The sequence below is a fragment of the Salinisphaera japonica YTM-1 genome (assembly GCF_003788585.1).
Lineage (GTDB): Bacteria > Pseudomonadota > Gammaproteobacteria > Nevskiales > Salinisphaeraceae > Salinisphaera > Salinisphaera japonica.
In genome coordinates this window covers 46,356-63,736 of the sequence record NZ_AYKG01000010.1, presented here as the reverse complement: position 1 = coordinate 63,736, position 17,381 = coordinate 46,356, and the positions used below count along the sequence as shown (strand labels likewise).

13 protein-coding genes, 2 pseudogenes and 1 riboswitch are annotated in these 17,381 nt (G+C 64.4%); of the genes and pseudogenes, 7 read left to right on the top strand and 8 right to left on the bottom strand.

Annotated elements, in window-relative coordinates:
* Positions 1–171 precede the first annotated feature (171 nt).
* Positions 172–792, bottom strand: a complete 621-nt coding sequence (locus SAJA_RS04455) for a glutathione S-transferase family protein (RefSeq protein WP_123657461.1) — start codon at positions 790–792, stop codon at positions 172–174.
* Positions 793–882: 90 nt separating this feature from the next.
* Between SAJA_RS04455 and SAJA_RS04450 the strand changes: the two genes are divergently transcribed.
* A complete protein-coding gene (locus SAJA_RS04450) occupies positions 883–1,719 on the top strand; it encodes an SDR family oxidoreductase (RefSeq protein WP_123657460.1) in 837 nt (278 codons plus the stop codon).
* Positions 1,716–2,786: a saccharopine dehydrogenase family protein gene (locus SAJA_RS04445; RefSeq protein ID WP_123657459.1), complete on the top strand. Its 1,071-nt coding sequence runs from the start codon at positions 1,716–1,718 to the stop codon at positions 2,784–2,786. The genes SAJA_RS04450 and SAJA_RS04445 overlap by 4 nt, the downstream gene beginning before the upstream one ends.
* Here the strand turns inward: SAJA_RS04445 and SAJA_RS04440 are convergent.
* On the bottom strand, positions 2,783–3,598 hold the full coding sequence (locus SAJA_RS04440) for a zinc-dependent peptidase (RefSeq protein ID WP_123657458.1): 816 nt from the start codon (positions 3,596–3,598) through the stop codon (positions 2,783–2,785). The genes SAJA_RS04445 and SAJA_RS04440 overlap by 4 nt on opposite strands.
* A gap of 84 nt (positions 3,599–3,682) precedes the next feature.
* Here SAJA_RS04440 and SAJA_RS04435 point away from each other — a divergent pair, with 84 nt between their 5' ends.
* Positions 3,683–4,309, top strand: coding sequence for a hypothetical protein (locus SAJA_RS04435; protein WP_123657457.1), 627 nt, complete (start codon positions 3,683–3,685; stop codon positions 4,307–4,309).
* Here SAJA_RS04435 and SAJA_RS04430 read toward each other — a convergent pair.
* Complete coding sequence (locus tag SAJA_RS04430) at positions 4,285–5,205, bottom strand: 5'-nucleotidase (protein ID WP_123657456.1); 921 nt, start codon at positions 5,203–5,205, stop codon at positions 4,285–4,287. The two genes, SAJA_RS04435 and SAJA_RS04430, sit on opposite strands and share 25 nt — an antisense overlap.
* A gap of 222 nt (positions 5,206–5,427) precedes the next feature.
* Here SAJA_RS04430 and SAJA_RS04425 point away from each other — a divergent pair, with 222 nt between their 5' ends.
* Together SAJA_RS04425 and SAJA_RS04420 are read left to right on the top strand one after the other, a co-directional pair.
* A complete protein-coding gene (locus SAJA_RS04425) occupies positions 5,428–6,174 on the top strand; it encodes an HAD-IIA family hydrolase (RefSeq protein ID WP_342777535.1) in 747 nt (248 codons plus the stop codon).
* A 5-nt stretch (positions 6,175–6,179) separates the two neighbouring features.
* On the top strand, positions 6,180–6,599 hold the full coding sequence (locus tag SAJA_RS04420; protein ID WP_123657454.1) for a hypothetical protein: 420 nt from the start codon (positions 6,180–6,182) through the stop codon (positions 6,597–6,599).
* Here SAJA_RS04420 and SAJA_RS04415 read toward each other — a convergent pair.
* Complete coding sequence (locus SAJA_RS04415) at positions 6,596–8,161, bottom strand: sulfatase-like hydrolase/transferase (RefSeq protein WP_123657453.1); 1,566 nt, start codon at positions 8,159–8,161, stop codon at positions 6,596–6,598. The genes SAJA_RS04420 and SAJA_RS04415 overlap by 4 nt on opposite strands.
* Positions 8,162–8,184: 23 nt before the next feature.
* Here SAJA_RS04415 and SAJA_RS04410 point away from each other — a divergent pair, with 23 nt between their 5' ends.
* Positions 8,185–9,147 carry a lysylphosphatidylglycerol synthase transmembrane domain-containing protein gene (locus tag SAJA_RS04410; RefSeq protein WP_123657452.1) on the top strand — a complete coding sequence of 321 codons (963 nt, stop codon included), beginning with the start codon at positions 8,185–8,187 and terminating at the stop codon, positions 9,145–9,147.
* Here SAJA_RS04410 and SAJA_RS04405 read toward each other — a convergent pair.
* The 4 genes and pseudogenes from SAJA_RS04405 to SAJA_RS04390 all read right to left on the bottom strand — a co-directional run.
* On the bottom strand, positions 9,123–10,631 hold the full coding sequence (locus SAJA_RS04405) for an FkbM family methyltransferase (RefSeq protein ID WP_123657451.1): 1,509 nt from the start codon (positions 10,629–10,631) through the stop codon (positions 9,123–9,125). The genes SAJA_RS04410 and SAJA_RS04405 overlap by 25 nt on opposite strands.
* 123 nt (positions 10,632–10,754) lie before the next feature.
* Positions 10,755–13,502: pseudogene (gene metH, locus SAJA_RS04400) on the bottom strand (methionine synthase); the annotation flags it as partial.
* 36 nt (positions 13,503–13,538) lie between these two features.
* Positions 13,539–13,937 carry a GxxExxY protein gene (locus SAJA_RS04395; RefSeq protein WP_123657449.1) on the bottom strand — a complete coding sequence of 133 codons (399 nt, stop codon included), beginning with the start codon at positions 13,935–13,937 and terminating at the stop codon, positions 13,539–13,541.
* Between the two features lie 72 nt (positions 13,938–14,009).
* Positions 14,010–15,044, bottom strand: a pseudogene (locus SAJA_RS04390) (homocysteine S-methyltransferase family protein); the annotation flags it as partial.
* A 144-nt stretch (positions 15,045–15,188) separates the two neighbouring features.
* Positions 15,189–15,436, top strand: a riboswitch (cobalamin riboswitch).
* Positions 15,437–15,491: 55 nt separating this feature from the next.
* Here SAJA_RS04390 and SAJA_RS04385 point away from each other — a divergent pair.
* Positions 15,492–17,381, top strand: a complete 1,890-nt coding sequence (locus SAJA_RS04385; protein WP_123657448.1) for a TonB-dependent receptor domain-containing protein — start codon at positions 15,492–15,494, stop codon at positions 17,379–17,381.

Genomic DNA, 17,381 nt, shown 5'->3' with positions numbered 1-17,381 from the left:
GTGGGGTCTCCCCATGTGAGAGTAGGTCACCGCCAGGCTCTAATCGAAAAACCCCAGCCCATCCGGCTGGGGTTTTTTTATGCACGGCGTCTGCAGATGCAGGGCTCTTGGCAACAGGACGATTCCTGTGTCATGCGCCGGGCGTCTCCCACACGCCATGCGAATATCTAATCAAACAGAGGCCGCCGGGCGAGCCGAGATTCGTTCATGCCAATCGATCAAACGGGCATGTTTGTCCGGATCCAGCCGCATCTTGATGACACGCGCAAAATCGATCGACACCACAGCGGTAATATCCGCCACTGAGAATTGACGACCGGCAATGTAGTCGTTGTCGGCCAGGTGGTCATTGAGGAAATCGAACATGCGCTGGGCGCTCTGGCCGCAGTCGCTGCCGTAGTCAGGAAAGACGTTTTCTCGATCAGAAAAATGGCCTGTCGTATGTCGAAAAGCCATGGCGACTGGCAATAACAAATTGAACTCCATGCGCCGGTTCCACATCTCGATCGTGGCTTGTTCGATTACCGACTGCCCGAGAAGCGCGGGCTCCGGGTGGTTACCCTCGAAATAGCGACAGATCGCCATCGTCTCCGACAGCGCCGTGCCGTCGTCGAGTTCGAGTACTGGCACCGTGCCCATCGGATTCATCTGACGAAATTCGGCCGCGCGATTTTCTCCGCCGCCGATATCGATCTGAATACGCTCAATGCTGGCGAGATCGATGCCTTTTTCCGCGATGAAGAATCGAACACGCCGCGGGTTGGGCGCACGTTCGAATTCGTAGAGTTTCATGGGCCAGCTCCTATGCTGTGTGTGTCGCGCTTGCGACCCGGGGTGGGTATTGTCGTATGCTGATTATCTGACAACACGCCATTTCAGATGATGAGTCAAGATAAATCGCCCGATCAAAGCGTTAAACGTATCGCAATCACGGGCGCCGGTAGTGGCCTCGGCCGGGCGATTGCCCTGCGTTATGTACGCGCAGGCTGGCACGTCGCCGTCACGGATCTACAGACCACGCGGGCACAAAGCGTGGCCGAAGAGATCGAGCAGGCTGGCGGCACGGCCCTCGTTCAAACACTGGATACGCGGCGTGAAGCCGACTTCGACCAGCTCATGTCGCGTCTGCAGACCGAGTGGGGCGGTATTGATGTCTTCGTGAACAATGCCGGTGTCGCAAGTGCGGGCACGGCGGCCGAAACCAGCCTTGAAGACTGGCAGTGGCTGCTGGATATCAACCTGATGGGCGTGATTCGCGGCACACGGGCCGCTATACCGCTACTACGCGAGTCCCGCGGGCACTTGATCAATATCGCATCGTTCGCCGCGATTGCGAGTGCGCCGGGCATGGCCAGCTACAACGTGGCCAAGGCGGGGGTGCTGTCGCTGTCGGAGACCGTACGCGGCGAGGAGTATCGCTTCGGTGTCGGGGTGACAGTTGCCTGTCCGGCTTTCTTCGCCACTAATCTCATGGATAATTTCCGCGGCGCGGAACCGCAGCAGAAAGACATGGTACAGAAACTCATGTCGCGCTCGAGCGTGACCGCGGACACGGTCGCCGACGATATTTTCGAGGCTGCCGCCGCGGAGCGGTTTCTCGTCATATCCCATCGCGAGTCTCGCTGGCAGTATCGCCTGAAGCGCCTACAGCCCGAGATGTTCTTTCAGGCTGTTCGTAAAGCCACCCGCTCGTTCGTCGAACGCAAGGACAAAGCATGAGTCAGGCCCCAACGCATGATCGACTGATGATCTACGGCGCCTACGGCTACACCGGCGAGCTGATCGCGCGTGAAGCGGTTGCCCGTGGCATGGCGCCGGTCCTGGCCGGGCGCAACGAGCAGAAGACCGGCGCGCTGGCCCAGGAATTGAGCGTTGAGGCGCGGGTGTTTGATCTGGATAAGGACGCGATCAGCGGGCAACTGGCCGATATTGACGTCGTGATCCACTGTGCCGGGCCGTTTTCGGCCACGGCACCGCCCATGATCGCAGCGTGTCTGGCCAGCCAGACGCATTATCTGGATATCACCGGCGAGATCGAGGTCTTCGAGCATTTGTTCGCCCAGCATGAGGCAGCGGTTGCTGCCGGTGTCGTACTCTGCTCGGGCGCGGGCTTCGATGTGGTGCCCACCGATTGTGTCGCGGCGCGCCTGGTGGAAGAAATGCCCGAGGCACAACACCTCGCACTCGGGTTCGATACCCGCTCGGGGTTGTCGCCGGGCACGGCCAAGACCACCGTCGAAGGCCTGGCCGGCGGTGGCAAGATACGTCGTGACGGACGAATCGAAACCGTGAAGCTGGCCGCCCAGACGCGCCGAATCGATTTCGGCGACGGTGAAAAAGCCGCCATGACGATTCCCTGGGGCGACGTGGCCACGGCCTATCACTCCACCGGCATTCCGAATATCTCGGTTTTCATGCCGATGTCGCCCAAACGGATCACCCAGGTTCAGCGGTTGAACCTGATTCGCCCGGTGCTCGGGTTTGGCCCGGTACAGAATTTTTTGAAAAAACGAGCGGGTCAGGTGCAGGGCCCGGATCAATCGACCCGCGAAAAACGCCCGACCCATGTCTGGGGCGAGGCCACCGATGCCAACGGGGGCACGTGCACGGCCCGTATCAAGGTGGCCAATGGCTACACGGTGACGCGGGATGCCAGCCTGGCTCTGGCCCAGCGCCTGCTTGAACAAGCCCCTGCCGGCGGAGCCTATACGCCGTCCAGGCTCGCCGGCTGGCGTTTCGTGGAATCCCTGCCGGGCAGCCAGCCGATGACGATCAGCCGCGTCTAGGCGCTGGCCCGCGGGCTGCGATGTCCGGCCGGAGCACGAGGCGCGGTATCGAAATCAAAACCGGTGGCCATCAGATCGTAGAGGCCGGGCAGGGCACGGGCCAGTTCCGGGCCGCGTTGAAAAAACGCCTCTGCCGCAGCGCCGACGAAATGGGGCAGGTCGGCGCTGTCATCGATCTGGCGTAACAGCCGGCGAGAGGTCGGGCGTGGATCGCGCACCCAGCGGTCGAACGCAGCCTCGTAGGCCGCAATCCAGCTGGCGTGGCGATCATGATGGGCCACGATCTGTCGCATGCGCCATATCGCCAATCGCCGGACCAGCGGGTTGTCCGCGCTGCCGCCGGCCGCGGCTTCGATATTGTGCCACGACACCGCCAGGCGTTGGGCCGCCCAGGTTTCGCCGATCGCCAGCTCGCCGAAATCCTCGATCATATCGCTGGGCAGCGCGGCATCCTGATCCTCGACCGGACCGGCGTACAGCATGACCTCATCCGGCAACCAGTGCGGGTCGATATCCGGCGCCAGGCTGGCGATCGCGATATGCGCCAGCACGGCCAGACGCTGACTCTCGCTGGGCGTGAAGCCATCGCCGGGCACCAGCGTCACGTCATGCTCCAGCCGCACGACCTGGTCGAGCAGCCGCTGACGCCGCCGCCCGTCGAGCTTGTCCCACCAGGGCAGGTGTCGCACCACCATACGACGCTGGCGCGGCACGAGCGTGCCTTGGCGTGTGAGGCGCTCGGGGCGGATCACCAGCCAGGCGATGACCGCGATAGTTGCAAGCACCACCAGGGCGCTGGTTAGAAGATTCATGGCAGTCTTATCAGGTTATCGGCGATCATGCGTTGAACTATTTCGATATTGTCCGTTTGCATCGTGATTTCAACGCTTCTTTCAATGCTTCAGGCCATTGTCTCGACGGTTTTGTCGTTCGTGCTGTGGTCCGGCGTGGTCTACGGCTTTTTCGTGCTGCGCAACATGACGCTCGAACACAAGCTCAAGCGTCTGATCCGCCCCGAGCGTACCGACCCCGAAGAAGACCGCGTCCACGTCATCTGTGCCAACGGTACCGATGTACGCGTGACCATTCGTGATGTGCGCTTGATCACCGAGGACGATACCCACGTCAGCATGACCTATATCGGCGATACGGGCGACGTGATTCACCCGCGCCGTCGTAATGACGTGATCGCCCGGCGCCGCAATATATTGACCAATCGGCATCAGAAAGCCGGTCTCATCGAGCGCGATTTCGTCGAACTGCCGGCCCAGACCGCCGGGCTCTGGGCCCTGACGAGCGACCTGGTCGATGACAGCGCCTGGCAGTTCGCCCAGTGTATTCTCGTGATCGACTACCCCACGCTGCTGAACACGCGCCGGCTGATGATGGTGCACGTGAACGACACGATCCTCGCGGATCTCAACCGTGATTTTCGTGACTACATCACCAACCGCCGTCTTGATCCCAACGACGACAGCCGCCGGCTGGGGCCAAACGCTCACACGTCAGACACATCCGCCTGATCGACCGGCTCGTTGGCGATGCCGTGGGGCACGTGCCCGGCCGCGACCATTTCGGCCGCCGAGCCGACGTGCGTGGCCTGGTCGTCGAAAAAGATATCGGCGCCAAAGGCACGCAGAAACCGCGCCTTGGTCATGCCGCCCAGAAACAGCGCCTCGTCGATCCGGATATGCCAGGCCCGCAGGGTGCGGATGACCCGCTCATGCGCCGGGGCGCTGCGTGAGGTGACAAGCGCGGTACGGATCGGGCAGGTGGCCGGGTCGTATTCCCCCTGAATCCGGGTCAGCGCCTCGAGAAACCCCTTGAACGGCCCGCCGGGCAGCGGGCGGCTGGCGTCCTTGGTTTCGGCAGCCGCGAAGGCCGCCAGGCCGTGCTGTTTGAAGATACGCTCGGCCTCGTCGGAAAAGATCACCGCATCGCCGTCGAAGGCGATCTTCAAACAGGCCTCGGCCGCCGGCAGGGAATGGCCGGGCACGATGGTCGCTGCCGCGCAGCCCGCGGCCAGTGCCGCGCGCACGTCATCGGCATCGGCCGAAAGAAAAAGATCGGTGCCAAAGGCCGCGACATAGCGCCAGGGCGAATCCCCGCTGGTGAAGGCCGCGCGGGTGATCGGCAGCCCGTGGTGGCTGATCGAGTTGAACACCCGCAGGCCGGTGTCGGCGCTGTTGCGCGACAGCAGAATCACCTCGACCCGCTCGTGGGTTTCGTCATTGAGGGCCAAAAGCTTCTTGACCAGCCCGAAGGCGACGCCCGGCTCGAGCACGTCCTCCTCGTGGTCGATCTGGTACTGGCAATACGCCTCGCGCCCCTGGGTCTCGAAGACCCGGTGGCTGTCTTCCAGATCGAACAGCGCCCGAGACGAGATGCCGATGACGAGTTTGTCGCGTTCTTGTTGCATGGGAGCAGTCTATAACCTGCCCACGCCCGGCACGAGTGGGCGGCAACCCGGCCGGCGTCGGTGTTTTTCTATCCGCGGGTCACAGCGCGTATCATCAACGATCGTACATCGTGTCCAAAGAGCGCCATGAGCCAGAAAAAGAAATCGTCCCAATCATCCAAGGACGACGAATCGGCGAACAAGAACGAACGCTCGCGCGCCATCGAGTGCTGGTTGACCGACATGGACGGCGTGCTGGTCCATGAAGACGAGGCATTGCCGGGCGCGGCGGATCTCATCGGCCATTGGCGCGACAACGACACGCCGTTTCTGGTGTTGACCAACAACTCGATGTATACCCCGCGCGATCTGGCGGCCAAGCTGTCTCGCGGCGGGCTCGAGGTGGCCGAGGAACAGATCTGGACATCGGCCCTGGCCACCGCCGCTTTTCTGGCCGATCAGTCGCCCGAGGGCTCGGCGTTCGTCATCGGCGAAACCGGGCTGACCACGGCCATGCATGAGGCCGGCTTCGTGATGAGCGATGCCCGCCCGGATTTCGTCGTGCTGGGCGAGACCCGCACCTACTCCTTCGAGGCCATCACTCGGGCCATTCGGCTGATCAACGACGGCGCGCGCTTCATCGCCACCAACCCCGATGTCACCGGCCCCTCGGCCGAAGGTGCGCTGCCGGCCACCGGGGCCGTGGCAGCCTTGATCACCGCGGCCACCAAGCGCGAGCCGTATTACGTGGGCAAGCCCAATCCCATGATGTTTCGTTCGGCCATGAACAAGCTGGGTGCCCACTCCGAGCGTACCGGCATGATCGGCGATCGCATGGACACCGATATCGTGGCCGGTATCGAGGCCGGGCTGCACAGCGTGTTGGTGCTTTCCGGCATCTCGGGCAAGGATGATCTGGCGCAATACCCGTTTCGCCCGGCGGCCATCCATGACTCTGTGGCGGATCTGCTCAAACAGCTCAAAGACTGATCTCGATGCAACGACCGACCCGCGTATTCGATTTCGCCTGTGAGGCCGCCGGCGTATTCGGCCTGATGGCCACGTTCATGTTCTGCCTGCTGGCGTTTGCCGGTGTATCGGGCCTGTTGTTCTGGGTCGTGGCGGCTGCGGCCGCCCTGGGCTCGTTGGTCTATGTGGTCTATCAACTGGTCAGCTGGGCGACCGGCGCACAGACCTATAGTGGCCGCCAGCTGGTGCTGGCGCTTCTGGTGCCCGTCATGGCACTGGCGGTAACAGTCGTTGTGGGCGGCGAGCGTGCGGGCCTGTTCTTCATGCCCTTCGGGCATCGTGATGTGAAGGCCCAGCGCGAGATCATCTCGGTGGACAAGAACGCCGACGGCACGGTATCAACACAAACGCGTCCGGCCGAGCCCGGGGATACGTCGGGCAATTAATCGCTCATCGCCCGGGTGAAGGTTTCACGAAACGTATCCATCCCGCGGGCCGGCAGGTCATCGGCCGGCACCAGCCCGGGCTGCCAATAGCGTGCATCAAGGCGCTCGAGCAGGGCCGGCCTGTCGGTGACGATCGTGATCGGCACGCGATAATCATCACGAGAGCCGGTAATCACCGGGGCCGGCTGATGATCGCCGACGATCACGAAGATCGTGTCATCGCCGTAGCGCGTCATGTAGTCGCCCAGGGTGGCCCAGACATAGTCGATGCTCTTGAGATACTGCGCGCGTACGCGGGTTCTGTCTGACCAGACCGCCTGGGGCGAGTCACCGGCCAGCGCCTGGGCATCAAAGATATGGCCGTCGTCGATGGCGTCCCAGGCCACCGGATGCGGAATCGGCGTCCAGGGGGCATGGCTGGAGATCAACGACACCTCGACCATCGCCGGCTGTTCCAGGCGGCCCACGATCTGGCGCACGCGGTTCAGCGTGAACTGATCGGGCATGGTCACCCAGTTGAAGCGCCGGCCGCGATAGCCCAGCCCGTGGGCGTCATAGATCGTGTCAAAGCCGAAATAAGCCGCCTCGGGCCAGTCCTGCATGATGGCCGGCACCGCCGCGATCGTGGTCCAGCCGGCCTGGCGGAACAGCCGGTTGAGCGAGGCGCGATCACTATCAATCATCGCGTCGTAGCGTTTCTGGTTATCCGTCCATAGCCCCGAGAGCAGGGCGCCGTGGGCCAGCCAGCTCATGCCGCCATACGTGGGCGAGACCAGCCAACCCGAGCGCGCGGCCATCTGCCCTTCGGCCAGGGCTGCGCCCACCGCGGCCAGGCGTTTTTTAACCGTGGGCCCGTAACGCGCATCATAAAGCGTGGCGCGGCCATAGGATTCGACGAACCAGACCATCACATCCTGGCCGGCCAACGCCGAGAACCGCGTCTCGGGGCCAAGATCCGCCAACGGATCGCGGGCCAGCTGGGCATCGAAGGCCTGTAGCCGTGCATGGGTTTGTCGCGCCTGGCTGATATGCGCGGCGACACGCTCAAGCGCCGGCGCGCCGATCGGCAGGCCAAGCCCGGTCGTTCGGGCCAGCCCCAGCGCGCCGGCCAGCACGAGCGTGGCCGCAAGCCACAGCCGCCGCGGCCGGGTGCCCAGGTGACGCGCCCCGCCCAGCGCCCAGAACAACAGGCCAAGCAGTGCAACGAGCCCGGCCAGCAGGCCGAGCAGGATGAGCGCGGCCGGCATCAGGCCCAGCGTGCCCCGCGCCAGCTGCCACGCGGCCGGCAACAGCCCCATGTCCACCAGCGGATCAAAGGCCCGCCCGTAGGCCCGCCCCGCCCCGTAGTCTGCGATCCTGAGCAGCGCGAACAGCGCCACCACCACCATCACCACAAGGCGGGCGAGTTGAAACAGACGACCCGGCACCACCGACAGGCCCGCCACGATCGCCGGCGCAGAGATCGCGATCACCGGCGTCCAGCCGCGGCCGGCCTCGGGCAGGATCGCGATCACGCCGAGAATCAGCGCGGCCAGCACACAACGAACGCTCGGATGATTCATGGCGTAGGCCTCGGGCGGTTGCAATGACAAAGCGCATGACCATGGGCATCACCATATTTCGCCACCCGCTCACCCGGATCGCCATCACGTTGGCCTTGCTCGGCGGGCTGTGGGCGGTGATTGATACGGGCCATCTCGGGCGCCTGATGGCAGATATCCGCTGGCCGTGGGTACTGGTGGGCCTGGGGCTCGTGCAGTGCCAGATCGTGGCCTCGGCGCTGCGCTGGCAGTTCACCGCGGCCTGTCTGGGCGAGCGGTTTTCGCGCAGCCACGCCGTGCGGGAATACTATCTGGCCTCGTTGCTCAACCAGATTCTGCCGGGCGGTGTCGCCGGGGATATCATCCGTGCCGGGCGCGGGGTGGCCGCGCGTGGCTCGACGGCCTGGCAGACCGGGGTGGCGGCCATTGTGCTGGAACGCCTGGCCGGCCAGATCATGTTGTTCGTGATCGCCTTCATGGGGCTGAGCGTCTCGTTCCTGCTCGGCCAGCCGGTCGTGCCGGCGGCCTGGGCCAGCTGGGCGGCCGTGGCGCTGGTGTTCGTCGCCGGGTTTGGCCTGGTGGCGGTACTGATGCGGGTGCCGGCCGGCGCGGCGCGCCTGCATAGAGCCGGGCAGGCCATGCAAAAAGCCTGGTTCACCCGGCGTGTCGCGGTGGTTCAGCTGGCTTATTCCGGGGTCATCGTGGCGGCGTATCTGGCAGCGTTCGCCCTGGCCTCGCAGGCCATCGGCGCGCCGCTGTCGGGCCTGGCCATCGTCACGCTGATCCCGATCACGCTCTTGACCATGTTGTTGCCGGTCTCGATCGCCGGCTGGGGCCTGCGCGAGGCCGCCGCCGCCGCCCTCTGGCCGCTGGCCGGGGCCAGTGCCGCCGACGGCGTGGCGGCCAGCCTGGTCTACGGGCTCATCAGCCTGGTCGGCGCCGCGCCGGGGGCGCTGGTGTGGTGGCTGCGACCGCGCACGCCTCATGGGGCATCGCGCCGGGCGTAGATATCAATGCCGCAGCCCGCGGCCGGCAACGCCCGAATCACCCTCTGCATGTCGGTGGCGCCAAGCCAGTCACGGCGCGCCCAGCGATGCTGCTCGCCAATCACCCAGTTATAGCGGTAATCATCGGCCAGCGCCTCGAGCCGGTCGATACAGGCCAGGCCGATCTCGCGGGCCGCGGGCAGGCATTCGAAGGCCACAAGCGCCAGGGCCTGGTCCAGGCCGGCCAGAATATCGGCCTCCAGGCCCTCGACATCGATCTTGCAGAACGCCGGGACACCGTGGCGCGCGATCAGCGCGGCCAGCGTGGTCTGTGCCACATCGACCTGCGAGGCCCAGCGCACATGCCGAAAGCCCGGGCTCTGGCCCACGGTATTCACCCAGGCACGACTGGCCGTGGACACGGTGGGGTGACGAGCCGATATCTGTAGCGTGACCGTCGTGCATGTCGCCCCCACGGCCACACGTTCCAGCGTGATGTGGTCATCCACCACGCGACGCGATAAGAAATCGGCGAACAGCGGCTGTGGCTCCACCGCGATCACCCGGGCGCCGGCGCGTGCCATCGCCCGGCTGCGATGGCCCACATGCGCACCGATATCAAAGACCCGGTCGCCGGGGCGGATCAAGCGATCATGAAACCGGCGCAGCGCAATGGTGCGCCACGGCTGGCCGTAATAGACCACGAGTGACCGCCAGAGCCCGAGCTGCGCCGAGTAAGACTTGCCACGGCTGGCCCCCTGACGCCACAGGCGGATCAGGTCTGCGGTGAACGAACCGGTCAGCGCCAGGAGTGCGGCGCCGGCCAGCCCGGCCGCCCACGGGCGGGGCACGACCGGCGCCAGACAGGCCACGAGCACGATGCCCTGCACGCCACACACGATACGTCGACGTTGGCTGGGGGCCAGATCCGTGGCGGCCAGCCGTGGCCAGGCCAGCCGCACGAGCGCAAAGCCATAACGCATCACACCCAGCGCCAATGCCCATGTGCCGAGCTTGTCGATGGCCACCAACAGCCCGGCCAGCAGCGCGATCAACAGGGCATCGATCTCCATGTCGAAGCGGGCGCCAAAGCGGGAGGTCTGGCCGGCGCGGCGGGCGATCGGCCCGTCCAGGGCGTCCAGTGCCAGGGCCAGCCCGGCGACACCGGTGGCCAGCCAGGCCAGTGCCGACGACTGGGCCACGATATCGGCTTCCACGATCAGCGTACCCAGCAATGCCGCCAGGCCGGCGCGTATCGTGGTCAGCGTGTTGGCCAGGCCGAAACGCGGATGGGGGTGGGCCGGTAGAGCGATCATCACCCCGGCGGCCAGCACGGCAAAGCCCAGCGGGGCGACCAGCGCGCTGACCGGCCCGGCGACGCCGGCCAGCGCCAGCCCCAGCGTGGCCAGGCCGAGCAGGGCCGCGGTGAGCACAATCACAATGCCGGCCTCGGCCGTCGAGCGAATCGGTGCCGCGGACAGGCCGGTCTGGGTCGGCATGCTCATGCTGACCGCATCGGCCGACGACACCAGAAACACGCTTTCATGAAACAACCGTCCAGACACACACCATATGAATTATATGTGACAAGGCGTGTGTCTGGAGGCAGGCCGGCGCGCCGGCCTGGGTCAGGCCTCGGGCTCGTAGCCCAGGTTCGGGCCGACCCATTTCTCGGCTGTCTCCACGTCCCAGCCCTTGCGCTCGGCGTAGTCGCGCACCTGGTCCTTGGCCACGCGGCCGACCACGAAATAACGCGATTCCGGGTGGCTGAAATACCAGCCCGACACGGCGGCCCCCGGCCACATGGCCCGCGATTCGGTCAGCTGGATACCGGTATTGGCCTCGACGTTGGCCATGTCCCAGAGCGTGTCCTTGCCGGTGTGTTCCGGGCAGGCGGGATAACCGGGGGCCGGGCGGATGCCCTGATATTTCTCGGCGATCAGCTCATCGTTGGACAAGCCCTCGTCGGGCACGTGGCCCCAGATCTCGGTGCGCACGTGCTTGTGCAGCCACTCGGCGAACGACTCGGCCAGCCGGTCGGCCAGGGCCTCGACCATGATGGCGTTGTAGTCGTCGTTGGCCTGCTTGAACTGTTCCACCAACTCGGGCGCGCCCAGGCCCGTGGTCACGGCGAAACAGCCGATCCAGTCGTCGCGGCCCGAATCCGCCGGGGCCACGAAATCGGACAGGCACCGGTTGGGCACGCCTTCGCGGTGCTCGGCCTGCTGGCGCAGCTGATGGATCACCGACACGACCTCGGAGCGATCATCCGAGAGCACCTCGATATCGTCGAGGTTGTCGGCCGTGCGCGCCGGGCAGATGCCCACCACGCCGCGCGCCGTCAGCCAGTGCTCATCGACGATCTGTTTAAGCATCGCCTGGGCATCATCAAAGAGCTTGCGGGCTTCCTTGCCCTTGTGCGGATCGTTCAGGATATCGGGATAACGCCCCTTCATCTCCCAGGACATGAAGAACGGCGTCCAGTCGATGGTCTCGATCAGTTCACTGATCGGGAAATCATCGAGCACATACAGCCCGGATACCGCGTCGTCGCCGGCGTCCTGGTCGGCATGCGGCAAGGGCTGGCGCTTGGCATAGGCCGTCTCGGCCGGCAGCTTGGGCGCCGGCGGGGTGTAGTCGGCCCAGTCCAGCTGCACCCGATTGGCGCGGGCGTCTTCTAACGTCAGGAACTTGGTCTGGCGCTTGGCGGCATGACGCTCGCGCATCTTGTCGTAGTCCTCGCGCAGCTCTTCGACGAGCTTTTCGCGGGCTTCCTTGCTCACCATCTTCGAGGCCACGGGCACCGATCTTGAGGCGTCCTTGACCCACATCACGGCCCCGTCATAGGCCGGGTCGATCTTGACCGCGGTATGGGCACGCGACGTGGTGGCCCCGCCGATCAAAAGCGGGGTGGTCATCTTGCGGCGCTGCATTTCCGCGGCCACGTTGACCATCTCATCGAGGCTGGGCGTGATCAGCCCGGACAGGCCGATGACGTCCGCGTTGTGTTTCTCGGCGGCGTCGAGAATATCGTTCATGGGCTGCATCACGCCGAGATCGATGACCTCGAAGTTGTTGCACTGCAAGACCACCGAGACGATGTTCTTACCGATATCGTGTACGTCGCCCTTCACGGTGGCCATGATGATGGTGCCGTTGTTCTTGGAGGCGTCGCCGGATTTCTTCTTCTCTTCCTCGATATAAGGGATGAGATGGCCCACGGCTTTCTTCATCACGCGGGCGGATTTCACCACCTGCGGCAGGAACATCTTGCCGGCCCCGAACAGATCACCCACGACGTTCATGCCGTCCATGAGCGGGCCTTCGATCACCTCCAGTGGCTTGTCGGCCTTCTGGCGGGCTTCTTCGGTGTCGTCGACGGCATAGGTGTCGATGCCCTTGACCAGGGCATGCTCCAGGCGGTCGGTGACTTCCCATTCACGCCAGGCCAGATCCTCCTTGGATTCGGCTTTCTTGCCGCCGCCCTTGTACTGCTCGGCCAGCTCGAGCAGGCGCTCGGTGGCGTCATCGCGACGGTTGAGGACCACGTCCTCGCAGGCATCGCGCAGCTCGGCCGGAATATCGTCGTAGACCTCCAGCTGACCGGCGTTGACGATGGCCATGTCCAGGCCGGCCGGAATGGCGTGATAGAGAAACACCGAGTGCATGGCCTGGCGTACCCGCTCGTTGCCACGGAAGGAAAACGAGACGTTCGACAGCCCGCCCGAAACGTGGACATGCGGCATGGCCTGGCGCACGCGACGCGTGGCCTCGATGAAATCCACGCCGTAGTTGTTGTGTTCCTCGATGCCGGTGGCGATGGCGAAGATATTCAGATCGAAGATGATGTCTTCGGGCGGAAAATCGAGTTTCTCGCGCAGCAGGTCATAGGCCCGCTGGGCAATGCGTACCCGCTCGTCCTCGTTATCGGCCTGGCCCTCTTCGTCAAAGGCCATGACCACCACGGCCGCGCCGTAGTCCAGGCACGCCTGGGCCTTGTCCAGAAACGCGTCTTCGCCTTCCTTGAGCGAGATGGAATTGACCATCCCCTTGCCCTGGATGCACTGCAGGCCGGCCTCGATGACCTCCCATTTGGAGGAATCCACCATGATCGGCACACGGGCGATATCCGGCTCGCCGGCGATGAGATTCAGGAACTTCCGCATCGCGGCCTCCGAATCCAGCATCCCCTCGTCCATGTTGATATCGATCACCTGGGCCCCGTTTTCCACCTGTGCCCGGGCCACATCGAGCGCCGTGTCGTACTGCTCTTCCTTGATCAGACGCATGAAGCGCTTGGACCCGGTGACGTTGGTCCGTTCGCCGATGTTGATGAAGTTCGCTGCTGAGGTCATAAGATATTTATCCGCAGATGAACGCAGATGGCCGCAGATTAAAGCGGATGAAGAATGTCATGGACGTGAGCGTACGAGTCGTCGATATTCCAAGCGCGTCTGCCCGAAATTGATCAACAGTGCGCGTTCGTAACCCGTGGCCTTCAGATAATTCAGTACCTGTGCCTGCTCGTTCGTCGTCAGTCGATCGAGTGCCTTGGTTTCGACGATAATATCGTCAAAACAAACAAAATCCGCACGATAAGGGCAGTTCAAGCGGCGGCCCTTGTAGGCCACGAATAACGACGCCTCGCGCTGAAACGATACGTCTCGAACCTCGAACTCGGCCGCCAAGGCTTCCTGATACACCGCTTCCAAAAATCCACTGCCCAAGACCCGGTGAACCTCCATGGCCGCGCCGATCACCGCATACGTCTGTGGATCGTGATCCGTCTTTTTGTCTTTATCTACGGCCATCGGCGTCTATCGGCGGATTGTCTTGTTTTACGCGACGTCCTCGTCGGTCTCGTCGGCCCCGGCCGCTGCGAACGGCTCCAGCCCGGACAGGCGCATGACCCGTTTGATGTCCGGGCGCTGGCGTGGCGTCTTGCCGGCCACGGCCTTGGCGATCGCGCCGATATGCGCTGGGGTGGAGCCACAGCAGCCGCCGGCCATGTTGAGCAGGCCCGAGTCGGCCCATTCGCCGATATGCTCGGCCATTTCGTCGGGCTGTAGATCGTACTCGCCGAACTCGTTGGGCAGGCCGGCGTTGGGATAGGCATGCACATAGCAGGGCGTTATACGTGACATCTCGGCCACGTACTGGCGCAACGCATCCGGGCCCAGCGCACAGTTCAGGCCCATGGTCAGCGGGCGGGCATGGGCCACCGAGTTATAGAAGGCTTCGGTGGTCTGGCCCGACAGCGTGCGGCCCGAGGCATCGGTGATCGTGCCCGAGATCATCAACGGAATCGTCACCCCGCGCTCGCGCATGAGCCGGCGTACGGCATAGATCGCGGCCTTGGCGTTCAAGGTGTCGAAGATGGTTTCCATCAGGATGATATCGACGCCGCCTTCGAGCAGGGCCCGTGCGGCAGCACCATAAGCCTCGGCCAGCTCGTCGAAACTCGTGTTGCGCTTGCCCGGGTCGTTCACGTCCGGCGAGATCGAGGCCGTGCGGTTGGTCGGCCCGATCACGCCCGCCACGAACATCGGGTTCTCGTCGGTCTCGAACTCCTCGGCGACCTCGCGCGCGAGCTTGGCCGCTTCGAGGTTCAACTCGTCGGCCAGCTCCTCCATGTGGTAGTCGGCCTGGGCGATCGTGGTCGAGGAGAACGTATTGGTCGTGATGATCTGGGCGCCGGCCTCGGCGTATTCGCGGTGGATGCCGCGGATCAGATCCGGTGCGGTCAGCGTGAGCAGATCGTTGTTGCCCTGCAGGTCCGATTCCCAATCGGCAAAGCGCGCACCGCGGTATTCGGCTTCCGAGGGGCCGTGGTTCTGGATCATCGTGCCCATGGCGCCGTCGATGACCAGAATCTTGTCGGCCAGCACGTCTTCGATCATCTCAAGTGTCTTTTCCATACGACGACTCGTTGCGCAATCACAAATCACAGCGTCGGATTATATCCGCTTATCCGGATAGGCGAAAATCACGCCGATGCCCGTGGCCGCGTGTTCCAGCCGTGCACGGCATTTCTCGAGCGTTGCGCCACACCCGGCACGCGCCTACGATGCGCTCGTCGCAGGTGCCGCTCGTTGTACGGGCGGTTAAACGGGAAGTCGGTGCGTCGAGAACTCGACAAGGCCGACACTGCCTCCGCAACGGTAAGCAGACAGCCTCGCCCCACGGTGAGCCTGACTATCGATTCGCCACTGATGCCAAGCCGCATTGGGAAGGCCGATAGCCGAGTCCGGGCCTCAAGCCCGGCGCTCGGTCTGCCAGTCCGGATACCGGCCGCGACAAGGTGCCCGGCAACGGGTCGGATCACGGGCCGCGGATGGGCGTGCCCGCCAGCCAGACAACACGACATGACAATACGACTCACCGCCGGCCTGGCCGCAGCACTCGGGGCCAGCAGCGCCTGGGCGGCGCCCCCGGTCGCAGCACCCGCCGAAGATTTAAACGATGTGGTGGTCACCGCCACCCGCAGCCCGCAGCGCACCCGCGAGACCCTGGCCGCCACCTCGGTGATCACCCGGGCCGATATCGTGCGCCGCCAGGCCAATTCCTTGGCCGATCTGTTGGTCGATATCCCCAGCATCACCCAGACCAACAACGGCGGCCTGGGCAAACAGACCTCGATCAACCTGCGCGGCACCGACAGCAATCAGGTACTGGTGCTGGTCGACGGCGTGCGCTACGGCGCGGCCTCGACCGGGCTGGCCGCACTGGCTGATTTCCCGGTCTCCCAGATCGAGCGCATCGAGATCGTGCGTGGCCCGCGCTCGTCGCTCTACGGGGCCGATGCCGTGGGCGGGGTGATCCAGATCTTCACCCGCGACGGCCAGGGCGCGGGCGCCGGCGCACGGCCCTATGGCTCGGTTTCGGCCGGCACCTACAAGACCTACGAAGGCAATCTCGGCGTGCAGGGCGCAACCCAGCGCAGCCATTACAACGTCAGCCTCTCCGGGCTGACCAGCGACGGCTTTGATGCCTGCACCGGCCGGCCGTTTGGCGCGCCGGGCGGCGGGGCCGGGTGTTTTGCCGACCAGCCGGATGACGACGGCTATAACCGCTACGCCGGCTCGGCGCGGGCCGGTTATCGCTTCGATAACGGCTGGCAATTGTCCGGGCATTATCTACGCGCCGACGGCGACAACGAGTACGACGGCACCACCACCGACCAGTCGGATTCTATCCAGGAAGTCTACGGCCTGGATCTGGACGCGCCGCTCACCGATTTCTGGACGGCCTCGCTGGCACTGGCACGCAGCCGGGATCTATCGACCAATCATCTGGGCGACGTGTTCGCCAGCCGTTTCGATACCGAGCGCGATACGGTCAGCTTCCAGAATGATTTCCGGCTGGCCGACAATCAGACTGCCATCATCGGCGTGGATCATCGCCAGGACGAGGTCACAAGCTCGGTCGATTTCAAGGAGAACAAGCGCGCCAACACCGGCGTGTTCGGCCAGTACCAGGGCCGCTACGGGCGCCACGCTCTCCAGCTGGCCGCCCGCGGCGACGAGAACCAGGCCTACGGGTCCAACGTCACCGGCTCGGCCACTTATGGCTACGATATCGATGCGGCACATACCGTCACGGCCTCATACGGCAACGCCTTCAACGCGCCTACCTTCAACGATCTCTACTATCCCGACACACCGGGCTTTCCGCCGGCCTCCAACCCCGATCTCGACCCGGAAGAATCGCGTACCGCCGAGCTGGGCCTGAAGGCCGCGCGTGACTGGGGGCGCTGGTCGGTGCACGTCTATGAAACCCGTATCGACGATGAGATCGTGCTGGATGCCAACTTCACGCCGCAGAACGTCGACAGCGTGCGGATTAGGGGCATCGAGGGCGAGACCACGGCCTATCTCGGGCGCTGGCGGGTCCATTCCGCCGCTCACTGGCTCGAGGCCAAGAACGAATCCCAGGATGCCAACGCCGGCAATGATCTGGCGCGCCGGCCGCAGTACGCGGCCTCGCTGGCCGTGGACCGGGATCTGTTCACCCGTTTTGCCGCCGGGGCCACGGCGCGCGTGATGGGCCGCCGCTATAACGATCTGGCCAACACCAACGAGCTTGGCGGCTATGCCCTGTTCGGCCTGCGCGGCTCGATGGATCTGGCCGATGACTGGCAAGTCCAGGCCAAGATCGACAACCTGCTGGATCGCGACTACAAGACCGTGGCCTTCTATAACCAGCCCGGCCGCACGGCCACGCTGACCCTGCGCTATGCGCCGGGCGAACTCTGA

Coding starts and splice junctions, on each gene's coding strand:
- SAJA_RS04385 (WP_123657448.1), top strand. CDS start 15,492: ATGACAATACGACTCACCGCCGGCCTGGCCGCAGCACTCGGGGCCAGC.
- SAJA_RS04420 (WP_123657454.1), top strand. CDS start 6,180: ATGCAACGACCGACCCGCGTATTCGATTTCGCCTGTGAGGCCGCCGGC.
- SAJA_RS04410 (WP_123657452.1), top strand. CDS start 8,185: ATGACAAAGCGCATGACCATGGGCATCACCATATTTCGCCACCCGCTC.
- SAJA_RS04395 (WP_123657449.1), bottom strand. CDS start 13,937: ATGGCCGTAGATAAAGACAAAAAGACGGATCACGATCCACAGACGTAT.
- SAJA_RS04405 (WP_123657451.1), bottom strand. CDS start 10,631: ATGAGCATGCCGACCCAGACCGGCCTGTCCGCGGCACCGATTCGCTCG.
- SAJA_RS04425 (WP_342777535.1), top strand. CDS start 5,428: ATGGACGGCGTGCTGGTCCATGAAGACGAGGCATTGCCGGGCGCGGCG.
- SAJA_RS04430 (WP_123657456.1), bottom strand. CDS start 5,205: ATGCAACAAGAACGCGACAAACTCGTCATCGGCATCTCGTCTCGGGCG.
- SAJA_RS04415 (WP_123657453.1), bottom strand. CDS start 8,161: ATGAATCATCCGAGCGTTCGTTGTGTGCTGGCCGCGCTGATTCTCGGC.
- SAJA_RS04440 (WP_123657458.1), bottom strand. CDS start 3,598: ATGAATCTTCTAACCAGCGCCCTGGTGGTGCTTGCAACTATCGCGGTC.
- SAJA_RS04435 (WP_123657457.1), top strand. CDS start 3,683: ATGCTTCAGGCCATTGTCTCGACGGTTTTGTCGTTCGTGCTGTGGTCC.
- SAJA_RS04455 (WP_123657461.1), bottom strand. CDS start 792: ATGAAACTCTACGAATTCGAACGTGCGCCCAACCCGCGGCGTGTTCGA.
- SAJA_RS04450 (WP_123657460.1), top strand. CDS start 883: ATGAGTCAAGATAAATCGCCCGATCAAAGCGTTAAACGTATCGCAATC.
- SAJA_RS04445 (WP_123657459.1), top strand. CDS start 1,716: ATGAGTCAGGCCCCAACGCATGATCGACTGATGATCTACGGCGCCTAC.